Genomic DNA, 14,979 nt, shown 5'->3' on the forward strand with positions numbered 1-14,979 from the left:
CCTCAACAATTCATTGAACTTTTCGTAATACTAAATTGATCTCTCATCCATATTCAATTCACCTTGATTTGCTCTATACGAGAAAAATGATTCACATCAAGGGATAATGAGTACACTCTATTACCAGACGGAAGCACTACGTCTTCTATCAATTCAATTGAGTAGTCAGTTTTAAGCCGTAGCGTACCATCCAGCTCCATATAATTGTCATGGTCAAAGTTAGTGGCCTCGTTACTAGAAAAGGCTGCAATTTCTTCAGTGCAATTTTGTTCACCAGGAGTAAATTTCAAAACCTCAATAGGGGGTAATTTATAGTCAGAAGTGTAGGGGATGGTGATATTTACTTCGGAGGGAGAAGCAGGTGAGGCGGTAACTCCATACTTTTCTACTTGCATCATTGAATTACCGTTGCCAGGTACGTTACCCCCTGAACTACCGCCTACCGTATCTGTATAGGTGGGGAGAGTGTCTTTGTCATACCAAATGCAGCCAATGCTGTTGAGGACTGCTTTTTCACTAAGGTTGGCTCGAATGACAAGAGAATTACCTGGTAAGAAAGTACTTAAATCAACTAGCTGATTCAAAGGAACACCAGCTGTGAACGTGGTTCCTCCATCGAGTGACAAATCAATGCTGATATTGCCCTCGTACTCTGCATCCAGCACAAGATGGGTCGGAGCTTTTGCCAATGGAATTGGCTTGGAAACCATGACAGGATTTTTAGCAGATGCTTGCAGTATTTGTATTTCAGTAATAGTCATGTAGGTGCTTTTATTCCATACCGTTACTTTGACCTCATTAATGAGATAATCCAGGATTACGGGGTAGTGCCATGAACCGTCGCCATGTACTCCTTTATCTGTCTTGGAAGCGAGATTAATCCTTGGGGTAACAGTCTCCCAATTACCTGTTGAAGGATTTTTTACGAAAATTTGATGATCGCAATAGTTGTGATCCACTCCATAATTGCCGTTCATCCAAAGAATAATTTTGGATACTTCTACGGGTGTTACCCATTTCATGAATAAGTCAGCACTTGTACCACTCTGAAGCCAGTAATCAGAATATCCGCCTGGAGATACAGCGGCATTATCATCTGCGATTTTTTCAACAGAATAGTTTGATGTGGTGCCATTTGCTTTGAATGGTCGGTAGGTAGTATTTTTATTGTTGTAATCTCCAACAGAAGAAGCAGTCTGTACACCTAGTGTTTGCCAGCTATAAACGGCGCCAGCTGATTTGATGAATTTTCCGTTTCCAATTTGATAGGATTCGGACTTTGAGGCATCAATTCCAGACGTATCTACAAATGTATCAGCATACAAATTATGCCGAACTGATGCTCCCTGATTCGCACCTTCCAAAGTGCGATAAGCATTACGCAAAATATTCGTAGCGGCAACAACGTCTACTAACGGTTTGGTACTGCTACGATCCCCGCCTCCGCCTTCTTTACCTGGCATCTCAACAAGCATACTATCGTCATACCAAGTAAATCCTAAAGATTTTAAACTGCCTGTAGCTGGAATGTTAGCTCGTAATTGGAGGTTTGTACCTTTTAGTGAAGAGGTATCGAGTAGCTTGTTTAAATCGATGTTGTGTACCCAAGTTGTTCCATCCAGGGTCAGGTCAAAGGTGACTGTGTCAGTATACTCCGCAGTTGTAATAAGCTTCTTTGGAGAGCGGTCAACATTAACTGCCTTAGTCACGAGAGTAACAGCGTCAATAATTTCATAGAATTTAATCTCGTGCCAACCGGTATAAATTATCGTGTTTGCACTGCGATAACTCCGAAGCTTGGCCAGGCGGTAATAGCGGTATGCAGAGGTATTCGTAAAGCTGTGTTCTAACTCTGAACCTGTGTTTGCATGAGATCCTACGTATAAATCTGTCCAATTCGTATTGTCTTGTGAACCTTGCAGAGTAAACGTGGCAAGACCGTACTGTCCAGCTGAGATTCCAATAGCTCGTATTGCGACCTTAGTAATAATTTTGGGGACGAAAAAGTCAATTTGCCACCAATGACCTTCTGCCGGAGGAATCGCTCCATCTGTATAAAAGGAATCCGTTACATTTCCGTTGATTCCCATCCATCCAGGGTAACCAGATGTTTCACTAGACGAGGTTACGTGATAAGGGGCAGGTTCAGTTGGACTGGACATGATGATGTTTGTATCGTAAAGCCCGGGTGAGACAATACCATCTTTAATCGCAAAAGAAGATGACTTTTCGATATCAATTCCTGAGGAATCGCTAAATACATCTACATACATGTTGTTTTGACGATAGGCGGGTCTGTTATGTGTTTCCGCATCACGGAAGGTATTCAGCAAAATATTGATAGGAGTCTGTAAATCAAAGGAGCTGCTCGAGGCTCCCCCATTATTTCCCCCGCCCCCCCCAGAACCAATCTTCCCCTGCATATCATCCAACCGAGCTTTCAGACTGGGAAAGGTCTTCCCATCCCGATCCCGGCGTGCAGCGACCACCTCGGCGTTCGGGTTAGAGGATACATCGCTTTGCAGCTTTAAAATGGCTTGGTCTTGCTGTGCGTTTTTTTGTTCGACTTGTGACAGACGGAGATCTTGCGTCTGATTTTTCGCTTCTGCCGCACTGACCGCTGACGATAACGTATTCAGCCCCGTTTGAAAGGTAGAAACAGCACCTTTCACGGCATCAAGCTGACGATCCTGTTCAGCGTCTTTGTCTTTTAGCTCACGGAATTTATCCTGTAAGCTCGGTTTATTTTCTCTGGCATCATCCAGCTCCTGGAGGTAGGAGTCGATTTCGGCGTGGGTACGTTTTCCCTTGTTGGCCAACTCATTATGATCCAGGACGACTTCGGTGCCTGTTCGGGTGATTCTGACCGACATATGTTCAGCTCCTTTTCGATTTATTTGGTATAAACGGCGGACAAATTGAGCCCAAAATGGACATGCGTCGTTTTATCTACGAGGGATGGATCAGTCTCACGGGAAATCCGTGTCCAGAAAACTTGTTCATTTCCTGCGGCAGTATCTGGCAGGGTGAAGGCGTCGCCCCACGTACCAGGCACGCCGTTTTTGTCTGTAGCGACATCTACTAGCCGCTTGTACTGATCGGTACCTGCATAGGAGGTGAGAACCCCTTGGATACCTGTAAAAGTCCCATGATGCATCGTATTTCGGGCGATCATTTTCACTTCCCTATATTGGCCTTGAAGCATATGACCGAGAAACTCCTCCGTGTTGTCTTGCAGGTGGACTTCCTTTCCTTCGCCATCGATAAAAAAGAGGGTGAGCGAGGGAGAAAAGTCGTATTCGTCCCCGCCCCACATTTCCATCTGGTCGCTGGAGCTAATGATTGTTTTTCCGTCTGCTTCCGCAAAACGGAGGGAGCCAGTGAAAGGAATAGGATGCTGAGTCATATCAAAGTGAATGGATGTTTGGCTTGTCCGACACGTTTTAGAGTCGACAGCGGCTCCTGTGGAATCGAGCAGCTCCACGCGGATGCCGGGGGAGAGGTTTGAGACTGTGAGAGTGGGGAGGGAGAAAACGCGGACGTGTTCTATGTCCAGATAGTCGTCTGTAGCGCTGCTGTTGAGAAAGATACCGATTTTGGGAGCAAGGCGGTTGAATTCCTCAGAACCGATGATGTGCCAGATGGCTCCGTCCTCGGACCAATACGCGGTATAGGTATTGTAGTCGCGTATTAATCGAAGCCAGGGGAAGGTTTTCGCAGTGCCTTGCGATGCATCGTAATACTCTTCGACGTGGAAAAAGTCATTGTGGTTTATGAAAACAGTCAATCCGCCTGTGCTTCCGGAAGCTTTCGGATTGTATGAATTTTTCATATCGAGGACGAATTGTTTCACGGGGGTAAGTGTGTCTAAAAAGAGTTGAAGCGGCTCGGCTCCGCCTTTTAAACGGAGCGAGCCTGGTGCGTCAGATAGCGACCACCTTGAAGAGTCATTTGGTGTCATGTTCCACTTGGAATCGAGGGTAAGAGTATCGAAAGAATCCTCGAAGAGAAACCCCGATTTACGCCGAGAAACTACACTCATAGAAGTACCTCCTTACGTAAATAGCCATATTCGTTTGCCAATCACACATGCCTCAGGGCGTTGTTTCCAGATCGCGAGCAAGCATTTGATCAGTGCTTCGACGCATTTGTCTCCGCTGCCGGGATCGCAGTAGGGGGTGACAAGGACCTTGTCGCAGATCCAGTTGGTTAGTTTGATGTAGTCGATATTACAATAATCCCAGACCTCTGTTGTACCTTTTGCTGTAAATACCCAGGTGAAAGTATGTCTTCCTCTATCTACTTGAAACACAGGAGTTCCACCGGCATTTGTATAGCTACCTCGAAGAACGCCATCAATGAAAAAGTCCAATTGGCTATTAAAAGGAGAGGGGACAATTGTCCAGTTTTCCGTTGCTTTGAAATTTCGTAGCTTGAACGTAGTCAAATAGCTTTTGCCAGTCCACTCGCTTATTTCGCCTTTTTGCTCTGTAGTAATTTCAACACGTACTTTGGTAACGTTAGGATTGGATAGGTTTTCGAGGGTAAAGTCGTAGTTTCCGGAGAGATTAACGGTAGTGTTTTGAAGTTTGTTGCCTGTTTGATCATAGATGTTTACCTGAATATTGCTGCCGTTGCATCCGCCCATCCATATTGGGACGTTGGCTGTTGTTTTGAAATTGTAGACAAACGCTGATGATTTAGGGAGGGGGAGCTTGTCGTGGAAGGTATACTCTCCATTGCTCAATCTCGCTTCGGCATCGCAATCGGTATAGAACTTGATTCGGATAGAATAATTTTTCCCTTCGTCAGAATCATTGGTAATGGCAGCTTTGATTGTTTGTACATCATCAAAATCCGAGTATTTCTCTTCTGATATGATGGTGCCGTTGTCTTCGTCGTAAACTCTTACGCGGACATAGGCATCACGGCATGGTTTTGATCTTTTACTTTGTCTGATTTCGATTGTATCGATCCAACACCAGGAGTCGTCGGGTATGATTACTTTAGTGGGAGGGGGGAGATTAGGTTCATATGGTGAGTTGTCTTTTGGATAAATAGAACCAAGTTTATCTTTACAATAACTTTTCCAAATTTCTTGAACGGTTCCATTTTTTAATAGAAAGCAACCACCGTTGTCATCCTTTCCTCCTCTATGACTTAATCCTTTTAATAACGTGTAATCAATTCGATAGTGTGAGTTTAGAGGAAGTTCATACTTTATTGATTTTTCTACCCATCCTTTACCTTCTGTAGTTAGGAGCGCGCTATCAATAATTGTACGATTGGATAAATCAGTTACTGTTAATTGGACTTGTGTGTTATCAAAGTCATTACTAAATTTACGCTGTTTATTGGATTGGAGTTTGAGATTACGGATTGCGATATAATATGGAATTTTATCTTTGCCAACCTTTGAACTCTTTCCTAAAAAAGATTGAAATTCAAAGGCGATGCAGTAGGTGCCTGGTTTGTTACAGTAAAATTCTTGGGAGCTGTGGGGTTTTGAACTGCTCCAATCTCTTATTTTATAGGGATTCTGTAGTTTCCCTACATTCATCATTATATTACCTGTGCGAGGGATTGATGGGGTACTCCATCTAATACCTCTACGTGTTGCGTATATGTGAGAATTGGTTTCACGCTTGTATTCTGCCACTGCTGCGTTACTAGCAATTCTTAGTGTAGAGACTTGTCTCCCATTTTTATTTCCTTGTCGATTATCTATTTCATAACAATAGTATTGATAGTCGAACCCAACTGTTAAACGTTCATTACCTACACTATCAAAGACAGCATACCAATAAACAGATGGATAGCTGTTATTTGTAACCTGTTCAGACGTTAAAACATAGGTATTTTCATAGTGTATCGGTGTCTTGTTAGAAGCGTCAGGAATAGGGCGGAATATCCATTCAACAGGCACATCGAATGCATTAGGAACATCGAAGCCTTTACCGGAATATATCTCCAATTGTTCTGAATATATCGCTTTTGTGATGGATGAATTATCTATAAATCGTCTAATTGTAAAATCATCTCTATAAGTGCCATGAGCAATGGGGACAGAACCGGAAGCATCATAGTATACTTTAACAGGTTCTGAAAGATCATATTGATAGCCCCAGTCAAATTTCAGATGTGACTTATGAGGTGGCTTAGATCCAGGTCCGTATATAGCTGGATGAGTGTATGTTCCAGCCGGATAGCATTGCTCCCCACCTGTAGAAGGAGCGGGTTTCGTTGGAGGCTTGTAACCAGAATTAGGGTCTTCAACTTCAACTTCATCGTAATCCTCAAAGACCCACTTTAACGTTTGTTTTCCTCGGTTAAGTGGAACTACTACCGTATGACCAAGAGGATCACTGGTGCTTTTGTTTTCAGACCAAATTAACCGATTGTTACTATATAGGCTGAGATTCTCATATTTTGAAAAGGAACCGCCATATTCAAACTTTACGAACCCAGGTTCATGCAAAGCTATATTCTCAACATAAAGGCGGTTCTTGGTACCGTCTTTATTCTCAACCTTGAGTACACCGTCTCCTCCGTGACCTTCCCCATGATAACGAGTAACGATATCTTCCCATTCCCAATTGTCATCAACACGAATTTCACGTGCGTATTTATCTCGATCATTGAAGTTTTCAGAGAATATCACTTCATACTCGTCTTCCTTCGATTCATCAACGAGACTTTTTAGTTCCAGTTCTTCCGAAAATTCAAAGGAGGAACCAGGATTCAGGAAGATGTCGTAAATATTCTCTGCACGATCCTCTTTTGTGTAACTAGAGTTTTTGTCTGTTTTCCATTCTCGGTCTACATCAATGTAGCTGCCCATTGGTGTTTTATGTTTGCCGCTTGACGAGCGATAAGAGAATTCGCCAGGATAGGTTTCTTCAAGGGGCTCTTCAGTCAGGTCATCTTGAATTCGAAAAATAACAGTATTACGGCCTTTTACTAATGGTAGCTGTACGTTTTTCTCCCATTCATCTCCTGTTGCTTCTAGTTCCTGTACATCATTGATGATGACGAGGAGTCTTTCTGTATCACGTAAACCAGTGGTAAAGCTAAACTCAATCCACCCATCAGCCTCCAGGTCAAAAGTATAGGTGGCATCTCCATTTCCTGAAACGATCGGGTCCTTCATATAAATTCCGCTGCCAAGTCCACGGATCGTCTCCCATTCCCAGCGATTTTCTCCTGTGAAGGAAAAGTTTATCGGATCAGTAACATTGGTAATTCGTTCTTCGTAGTGATCAATCTCGAGCGGAGGACAGATAAGTTGGACATCCCCCGTTAAATTAACGGAACAGTTGTCACCAATTTCAACATCATAAGAAATGACTGCTGAATTTTCTTGTGTGGTAGATGATCGTCCATCCAATAACCACTGCCATCCATGGTGAGAGACTGCGGTACTTCCTCGTACCCCTTCTCCGGACTGAGTACGAGAATCAAATTCTTCATCGAAAAATAATGAAGATTCATCCGTATATGGCGGATTATCCACACCCATTTCGTATTGAAAACTAAAGTCTCCAGCGCACTCTGCATCGATGACTCTTTGGACTTTCCTTGAAAGCGTATCGTTAATTCCTGAAAAATAGGTGGTCATAATACTCTTATCTGAAAACGTAATCCATTCCCACCCAGGAATGTGATAAGCCGCATCCCCCAACGTATCCACATCCGGCGGCGTCTGCTCATCCAAGCTCTGCACCACTTCAACGCACTCCACATCTTTAACATAAACGGCATTCTGCCCAAACCGCCGATCACTCATCCGCCGCACAAACCAATCAAACTTGTACGTCTGCCCCGGCTTGACGTGAAACTTTGCTTCCTGCCAGCTGTTGTTCTGATTCCATTCCCCGCCAACCTGATTGTTGTTAATAAAAAACAGCAACCCATCGCCAGGAGCAGTGCTAGCCATGTACTTAAAACGAATAAAACCTTGCTTTTTAAAGCGCCACTGAAAAGTCACTTTGCTGGAATTACCATGCTTGAGCGTAGTCACATCCAGCTTCATGATATTTTCGTTCCCCGCCATCTCATTGGAGCCGACAGAGTGAACCATCTTCCATTCCTGATCCTCGGTAGAGGAGACATAGCGGAACAAGCCGTGAAACTTATCTGACAGCGGGAGAGTCCGCATATCAAAGGTCGGGACTTCTTTATCGATGGCATCGTAATGATTGAGATAGTAACCGCTGAAGTGATGATAATAAGGAGCTGGACAAACTGGCAGCGAAACATTTTGATGGGTTCCATCCGGCTGCTCGGCGTTTTTCAGGATTTTGTAAATGCAATCGCGTACCATGAGCAAGGTACGCTGGTAGTCGTTTTTTTGCGGATCGATTTGCTGGTTGACCCACCATTCCAGGCGACGATACATGTTCCACAGCGCTTCGCGGCAGCGAACCTTGGCGTACCAAATTTTGTCCCGGACGAATTGCTCAATCATCTGATCGATCACGCTTTCGAGAGAGTCGAGATTGACCGTCTGCCAACGACCGATCTGACCTTTGCCTGGATCACCTAGTAGCGGATTCTGATACCCGGCATAGCGGTCCTCTGCACGAGGACGATTGGGGCTGTCCGGATTGTCCGGATGATTCGGGTGGAATGCGCCCTCTACCAATGAGGAGCGCATTTTTCCGAATGTGACGTTGCCCACTGATTTAGAAAAAATGCCAAACGTATGACCCAAAATGATCACCTCTAATCCGTAAAATCGTATTGCAGGTTATGATCTACCCAGACGCGGATGCGGTTACCCGTAACCCAAACACGCAGCGTGTACCATTTCTCTTTTTCCCAGGCAAACGGGTTCATCGGGGTAGAGTACATGGTTGATCTGCCATTCTCTACCTTAAAAAGCTGCATGGGTCGCGGCATACCGCTTGCGCTTCCGTCACTGACGACGAACATCCAGTAGTTCTGGTCGTTGTGATATTTGAACACGATACCAGCGCTGTCTCCATCTGCGGGTTCATCTACTTTGAAATCGACCTCAAACTGATAGTCTGTATAGGTGAAGTCATTTCGAATGAAGCCACTCATGCCACTGGAGCCTTTTGGGTGGGTAAAAGTGCCTTGGTCGCGATTATGCTCCCAAGTGCCCGAGCCAAAACGGGTCCAGTTATCTTGCCCCATCGCGAGTGCATTCATATCCGTCGTCCATGGATAGTATGCATTGAATGGATCGTGGGGATCGTATGCTTCTGGAACAGAAAAACCACCTGACCAATGCTCGGGATCATGCTCAGCTTCGAGAACATCGTTGGAGTAGTCGTAGACCAAACCTTGTCCTATTTCTTCTATACGATCTGCCCATGCTTTCTTGTAGTCGCGAACAGAAAGTAATGGTTTCTCGATATGACCTTTTCTATGATCCAATTGGCCAGCCAAGTATTCCAGGATGACAGCATCTGCGAGTTCTTTTTTACCCATGACTTGGGTGAGCAGCGAGGTAGCACGCTCTTGGTTGGAGGCGACCCAATCTGCGTTGATAACAGCTTGATCTGGTAGCTTGTAACTGAGGATGGATTCGATTAAATGAGCTGCTGCTTCCGGCTGATAGGCAATCAGTTGCTCATGCAATACCGTTTGTTCCAGTGCGAGCTTGGCATACTTTCGCCATTCGTCGTCTTGCAGTTCTCCATCACGCGCGCCTTTTTCTGCCACATCGTATAAATCGACGAGGTAACTGGCTCGTTCATGCGGGGAGGTAGCGAAGAGATAGCCGCTGCACAATTCCGTGATTCTGCTGCGCAACAGTGCGGTGACCGGCAACTCGTCAAGGTCGCTGGCGTGAGCGGATTTGCGGGCTGTATGCTCGTCGAACAAAAAGGACGGATCGGGTTCCATGTAACCAAAAGGATTCTCAATTTGCAGCTCGGCTGGACGGAATACATCTTCGCCGACCAGTGCTTCTGTAAGGGATGAAGGGGCTGCCTCCATTTGACTGGTGATTTCGACCCCTTCAACCGTGGAAGAGAGCAATACTTCCCGTTTTCCTACAACCCCATCTTCCTCCAGATGCGAGAGAATCTCATTCTGGCGGGTGGACTCCCATGTCTCAAAGGAAAGAATGCCGGCCCTGTCTTGCAACGCTTTACTGAAAATGACCTCAGATTCGATCAATGCCTGAACCCGTGTCCGCACACCCTCTAAAAATTCTTCATCCACGTAAGCATCGAAAGTTTTGTTGGTCAGCGCCCATTCCATGAGTGCTTCCAGAATGCTTTGGCCGTCTGTCAGGCGCGAGGCAAAAATCATGTCGTCCATCAGGTGGGAAGGAAATTCTTTGGAACCAAGGATGTCTTCCAAAAGATGAGCGGGCAGTAAGCGCAAGATGGTTGCGAAGACCATTTCTTCTGTCAGGAGACTTGGGCGTACATTTTCCAGATTGGCGAAAATGTCATCCTCATCCTGATAAAAGGATGGCTTAGGTGCTTTGCCCCCACTAAGATCGATGGCGCGTTCCTTTTCCCAAAGATGAGCAGCATGTACGAGCTTGCGATCTGCGCGAAGGTCATCCTTGATGATTGAAGTGGGACGAGAAAGATCTTTCTTTCCGAGTTCGAAGTGCTGGGGAATCCAGAGCGGATTGGTTTTCTCTCGAAGAGAATCATTGATGGGATTGGGAACAAACAAGAGGTGACTGTTGTGTCGGGAGCTTTGTTCCAGATAGGTCATGAGCGATGCATCTGTTTGAATCGTTCGGGTTCCCGTAATCTGTGATAGGAAAATAGCGAGCTCTGAAACTACGTCCCGATTACCAAGAGCATATTCCGTGATGAGTGTGCCTGAGGATTGATAGGGACGAGTAGCATGGAGTCGAGAGCGATTGATGAATAAGTCATTTTGGTATGGTCGGAAGGCTGTTGGTGAAAAGGAATCGAGGGAGAGAAGACGCGTGAAATCTCGATAGCCCCAGTCGCGATTCTGTAAAAGGGAAACATCTTGGAGCATGGTTCGAAAACCTGTAGAAGCCCAATGGATCGTTAAATCTTGCGTAGCGATCCTGCTTGCACGTTGAAGGAAGTGCAGCAAGGCGTCATACTGACGGGCTTTGAGGTAAGCCCAGTCCATGTCGCGAAGCACTTTCGTCGGCTTTGTTTTCATTCTGTGGAAGGCTTGCACGAAGTGTCGGGTCATTTGGAAGGAAGTATGTCGCTCGCCAATGGAGTAAGACCAATCCGTAAACATGGTATGTCTGTTGTTGCGGTTGGAAAGAGGTAGGCGGTTCTCAATAGATAGGTGATGAGTGATCGATCTGGTTGCGTATTCTCCTTCCATCTGTACAAAGAGAGAAGCCCAAAACTTTCGCTCAGCCAAGCTTCTTTCGGTGTTGACGAATAAATTGAACGTGGAAGCACGCTCTCCCGTGAACCACTCGTCTATCTTTTTTCCGGCGAAACGCTCGGTTCGTATTGCTCCAGGTTGTTCTTTCCTGACGACAGCTTCTGACGATATGGAACGACTTGCCGATGCTGGCGGTAAATCAATATGCAGCTCATCCTTATTCACGCGTACGGACATTTGGGCAGGGTTGAGCTTTGCCATTCCTGCTGCTTTAATCCGATCTGAGAAATGAACACGACGAATGACTTGTAGCGGTTGCTTAATGGTTCGGTCAGCATCCAAGGTCTCGTCTTGGAGCAAGCTCTCTTTCAGCGGCGAGCGATCGGATACCACGACCAGCTCCATGGGATTGGCCATGCTAGTATCATTCCGGATCATATCCTGCAAGGAGTCTTGAAGGTCAGCGGCAAACGATTTCCGATTCGCGAGCAAATAATCCAGCATGACCATACTGGCACTTTGTCCGTAGGGAATATAGACGAAGGAATACTTACGGGAGGGCGAAGTCGTGAAAGTTACTTTTCCGATATAGTTGCGAATAGAAGCGTAGTGATCTGCAAGTCTGAATTGATAGGCTGCTAGAGAAGAAATCCCGGTCAAATGGTTCACCTCCCAAAAAGAAGGGGGAACACCAGAGATGCGTTCTAGTTTTCCCCCTTTTGCTAGCTATACGGTTTTAGAGGGACTTCTTTTAGTAGCGAACTTCCTTCAGGAAAGCGACCCCCATTTTTACGTTGGCGGAGTAGTTCATGAAATTCTGTTCGGTATTGTGGTCGAAATAGCGGTACACTTCCTGCTTGTGTTTCTTGGTCGTGTCGCTTGGATCGACATCAATGATCAATTCATCCAAGTGGAGAATGTTGTTTTTCGAAACAGCAATGCATGCATCCAAGCTGCCGCGGTATCCATCATATCCGTGTACGACATAAATCGGGCTCAAATGGTAACGGCGTGTCCAAGCAGATGCGTTAAAGCCTTGGGGCTCTAGAAGAAGACCGGTATCGCCGAGCTTGCTATCGGAATATGCTTTGCCCGGCTGTGGAGCTTGGGTAATGAAGGCAGGGTAGTGTTTTTGGAAGCGAATGCCCGATTTTGTCGCCAGCATTTGCAAGGTGTTGTTACCAAAAGAGGTGTATTGACCATAATCGTGTGGGGCGATTGGAGCAGTAGGCTCTGTAGAGACAGCTCCAGCCGTCAGCATGATGTTTCCAACCACATCATCCATGTTGTACTTGAACGGCTTAAGTGCTCCTACGTACAGGAAGCTCTTGCGATAATCTTCAAAGTGAACAGCCGGATCGCCAACGGCAACCAGAGAAAGGCGGTTGTTCATCACGTTCATGTACAGGTAGACAGGTTTATCAATCGTACGATCTGTCGGTTTGCCATTCACGACGAATTTCTCGTCGGCCCATTCGAAATTGACTGGATGTCCTTCTGTTGCGAAGGTTTTGGCTGTGGCATTGTAGTCTGTCAATACTTGTACCGTCAAGGAGCTATGTTCCTTCGGGTTTGTGAAGCCTGGATTGACGAATTTTACATAAAACTCTTTGGTCTCAGTGTTAATTTTGGAGATGCCCTTCAGGACAAGCTCGGAGGTTTTGCCAGAAGCGGAATCTTTTTTGGTGAGATCTGTCATAACTGTCCAGGTTGATTTTTCTTGTGTCTCTCCGGCAGCTGGGTTAAAGGTATAGTTAGTAAGTTGTTCGATTTCAGATTTAATCGTATCCAGGAGCTCTTTAGAAGTGGTGATTTTTTCAATGTATTTAAAATTGGCCATGTGAAAATCCTCCTTTAATATACTTCTTTTAAGATGGCGATGGTGCAATCGGTAGGGTTAGGGGAGTACTTGAAGAAATTAACAGGGGTATTGATTCGGAAGAACTTGTATACCTCTGTCCAAGTTCCGGCAGCAGGGTTCTTCGGATCTTTTGGTTCCTCGGTATCGACGACGAGCTCGTCCTTGTTGATCAGATTATGGTCCTCGATTGCTACGACACTGTCGAGGTAGCCGCGATAGCCTTCGAACTGGTGTACCAGATAGATCGGTGATGCATGATATTTCTTCGTCCATTTCGAGCTTTGGAAGCCGTTTGCTTCGAGTACCATTTTGGAGAGCTCAGGAGGGAGAGTGCCCACTCCATCGTATTTGGGGAGCTGGGTAATGAAGGCAGGGTAGTACGCCTGGAAGTAGACGGAGCTTCGGGTTTGCAGCATGGAGAAGGAGTACATGCCGTTGGAGGTATAGCGTCCCCAGCCCGAATAGTTAGGATTGGTGTCCTGCTTGATGTCGGCAGGAAGGAAGCTTGATTTTTCTTTTGTCAAATCACCCATGCCGACTGTGATGCCAAAATTGCCTTTGTGGTCATAGTCAGCAAAAGGAATCGTTTTTCCGATATAAGCAAAGCTGCTGTAGTAGGCATCCATATCAGGCGAAGGGTCGCCCTCAATTACGATTGCTACACGATCATTACTGACGGATAGGTTGTATTCAACCCAATAATCTGGGCGACGCTTCTTGTTCGGTACCCAAGAGACGATAGAGTCGGCGCCGTAGAAAAAGTGGGAGGAAGGGCTTTTGATTTCGACCTTGTCGTCGTAATCGAGTGCCCATGCTTCGTGAGGCGGAGTGTATTTCTCGGTGTCGTCAGGATTGTTCCATTTGTTGTATTGAAGCTCGGCTTGTTTTTGGTCGAGGACGACAGGTACTTTACCGGGAATAACTGTGCTCATATCGCAGGCAAGCAGGTACGTATCGGCAGAGTTTCCAACCGGATTTTTGCCTGTGAAGCCTTTGCCGTAGGACACATCCAAGTAGTTGTATTGCTGGATGGGATGTTTTAGCATGACAAAGTAGTCGTTAGGCGTTTGGCCTGTAGGTACGTCTGGAACGGCTTTTAGGACGACAGTGCGGTCGTAGTGATGGACGGGGTTGGCAATGTATTTGACCATTCCGAATTTGTATAGTTGGGCACTAACGTAAGTGGTGTAACCTCCCGAATAATAGGTAGTCCATTTAGCTTTTGAAAGTAGGTCATTCCAATCGGAAGGCATTTGTGTAATGATCTTGTACTCGTTCCATTCGACACCGGGTGTAAAAGTAACCCCATCAAGCTCGTATTTACCTTGAAGTAGTACATAGGCTTTCTTACCGACGGTGTTTGAAGGATCAAGATCATCGATATTAACCACCGGTAGCCCTGGTACAGAAAGGGTAATATCGTTACCTTCAGTATCTTTGTAGACAAATTCTTTTACCTGAATTTTTTTACCAGATTTCGTGTTGCTAGTGCCGAGAGTTTCATAGACATATCCGTCTTCATCAACGAGCGGAATATCATTGTACGAGGATCTCAATTCCCGCAAATCTGGTAACTTATAAACCGGATAAGTCTTCCCATCCGTATGCTTGTAAGTCCCTTGCGTATCGGCAACAATCGTCTTCTTAAACGTAACCCACTTATCTTCATTAACCTCGAACACCTTTTCCCAGCGGTTCTTCGTATCCGGGATTTTGGCATTGACGATTTCATCAGCCAGCTTGTTGATGAGCAAATCGGCTGTGACCTCGCCCTCGATCCAAGCTACTTGTTTACTAGGCATCCA

General features: G+C 45.6%; 6 protein-coding genes. All 6 read right to left on the bottom strand.

Going from position 1 to position 14,979, the window contains the following annotated elements; translation table 11 throughout:
- Positions 1 to 53: 53 nt before the first annotated feature.
- Complete coding sequence (locus BBR47_RS03560) at positions 54 to 2,873, bottom strand: discoidin domain-containing protein (RefSeq protein ID WP_012684376.1); 2,820 nt, start codon at positions 2,871 to 2,873, stop codon at positions 54 to 56.
- A 20-nt stretch (positions 2,874 to 2,893) separates the two neighbouring features.
- Positions 2,894 to 4,042, bottom strand: a complete 1,149-nt coding sequence (locus BBR47_RS03565; RefSeq protein WP_012684377.1) for a hypothetical protein — start codon at positions 4,040 to 4,042, stop codon at positions 2,894 to 2,896.
- A gap of 12 nt (positions 4,043 to 4,054) precedes the next feature.
- The gene (locus BBR47_RS03570) at positions 4,055 to 8,713 is read right to left on the bottom strand and encodes a hypothetical protein (protein ID WP_155801069.1); all 4,659 of its coding nucleotides are present in this window, start codon (positions 8,711 to 8,713) and stop codon (positions 4,055 to 4,057) included.
- An 11-nt stretch (positions 8,714 to 8,724) separates the two neighbouring features.
- Complete coding sequence (locus tag BBR47_RS03575; RefSeq protein WP_012684379.1) at positions 8,725 to 11,982, bottom strand: family 16 glycoside hydrolase; 3,258 nt, start codon at positions 11,980 to 11,982, stop codon at positions 8,725 to 8,727.
- Between the two features lie 82 nt (positions 11,983 to 12,064).
- Complete coding sequence (locus tag BBR47_RS03580) at positions 12,065 to 13,153, bottom strand: hypothetical protein (protein WP_012684380.1); 1,089 nt, start codon at positions 13,151 to 13,153, stop codon at positions 12,065 to 12,067.
- 14 nt (positions 13,154 to 13,167) lie between these two features.
- Positions 13,168 to 14,976, bottom strand: coding sequence for a hypothetical protein (locus tag BBR47_RS03585; protein ID WP_012684381.1), 1,809 nt, complete (start codon positions 14,974 to 14,976; stop codon positions 13,168 to 13,170).
- Between the last annotated feature and the right edge of the window lie 3 nt (positions 14,977 to 14,979).

The sequence above is a fragment of the Brevibacillus brevis NBRC 100599 genome (genome assembly GCF_000010165.1).
In the GTDB taxonomy this organism is placed as follows: domain Bacteria; phylum Bacillota; class Bacilli; order Brevibacillales; family Brevibacillaceae; genus Brevibacillus; species Brevibacillus brevis_D.

Bases quoted from the DNA above. Each gene is read 5' to 3' on its own strand.
- BBR47_RS03560 (WP_012684376.1), bottom strand. From the start codon at position 2,873: ATGTCGGTCAGAATCACCCGAACAGGCACCGAAGTCGTCCTGGATCAT.
- BBR47_RS03565 (WP_012684377.1), bottom strand. From the start codon at position 4,042: ATGAGTGTAGTTTCTCGGCGTAAATCGGGGTTTCTCTTCGAGGATTCT.
- BBR47_RS03580 (WP_012684380.1), bottom strand. From the start codon at position 13,153: ATGGCCAATTTTAAATACATTGAAAAAATCACCACTTCTAAAGAGCTC.
- BBR47_RS03585 (WP_012684381.1), bottom strand. From the start codon at position 14,976: ATGCCTAGTAAACAAGTAGCTTGGATCGAGGGCGAGGTCACAGCCGAT.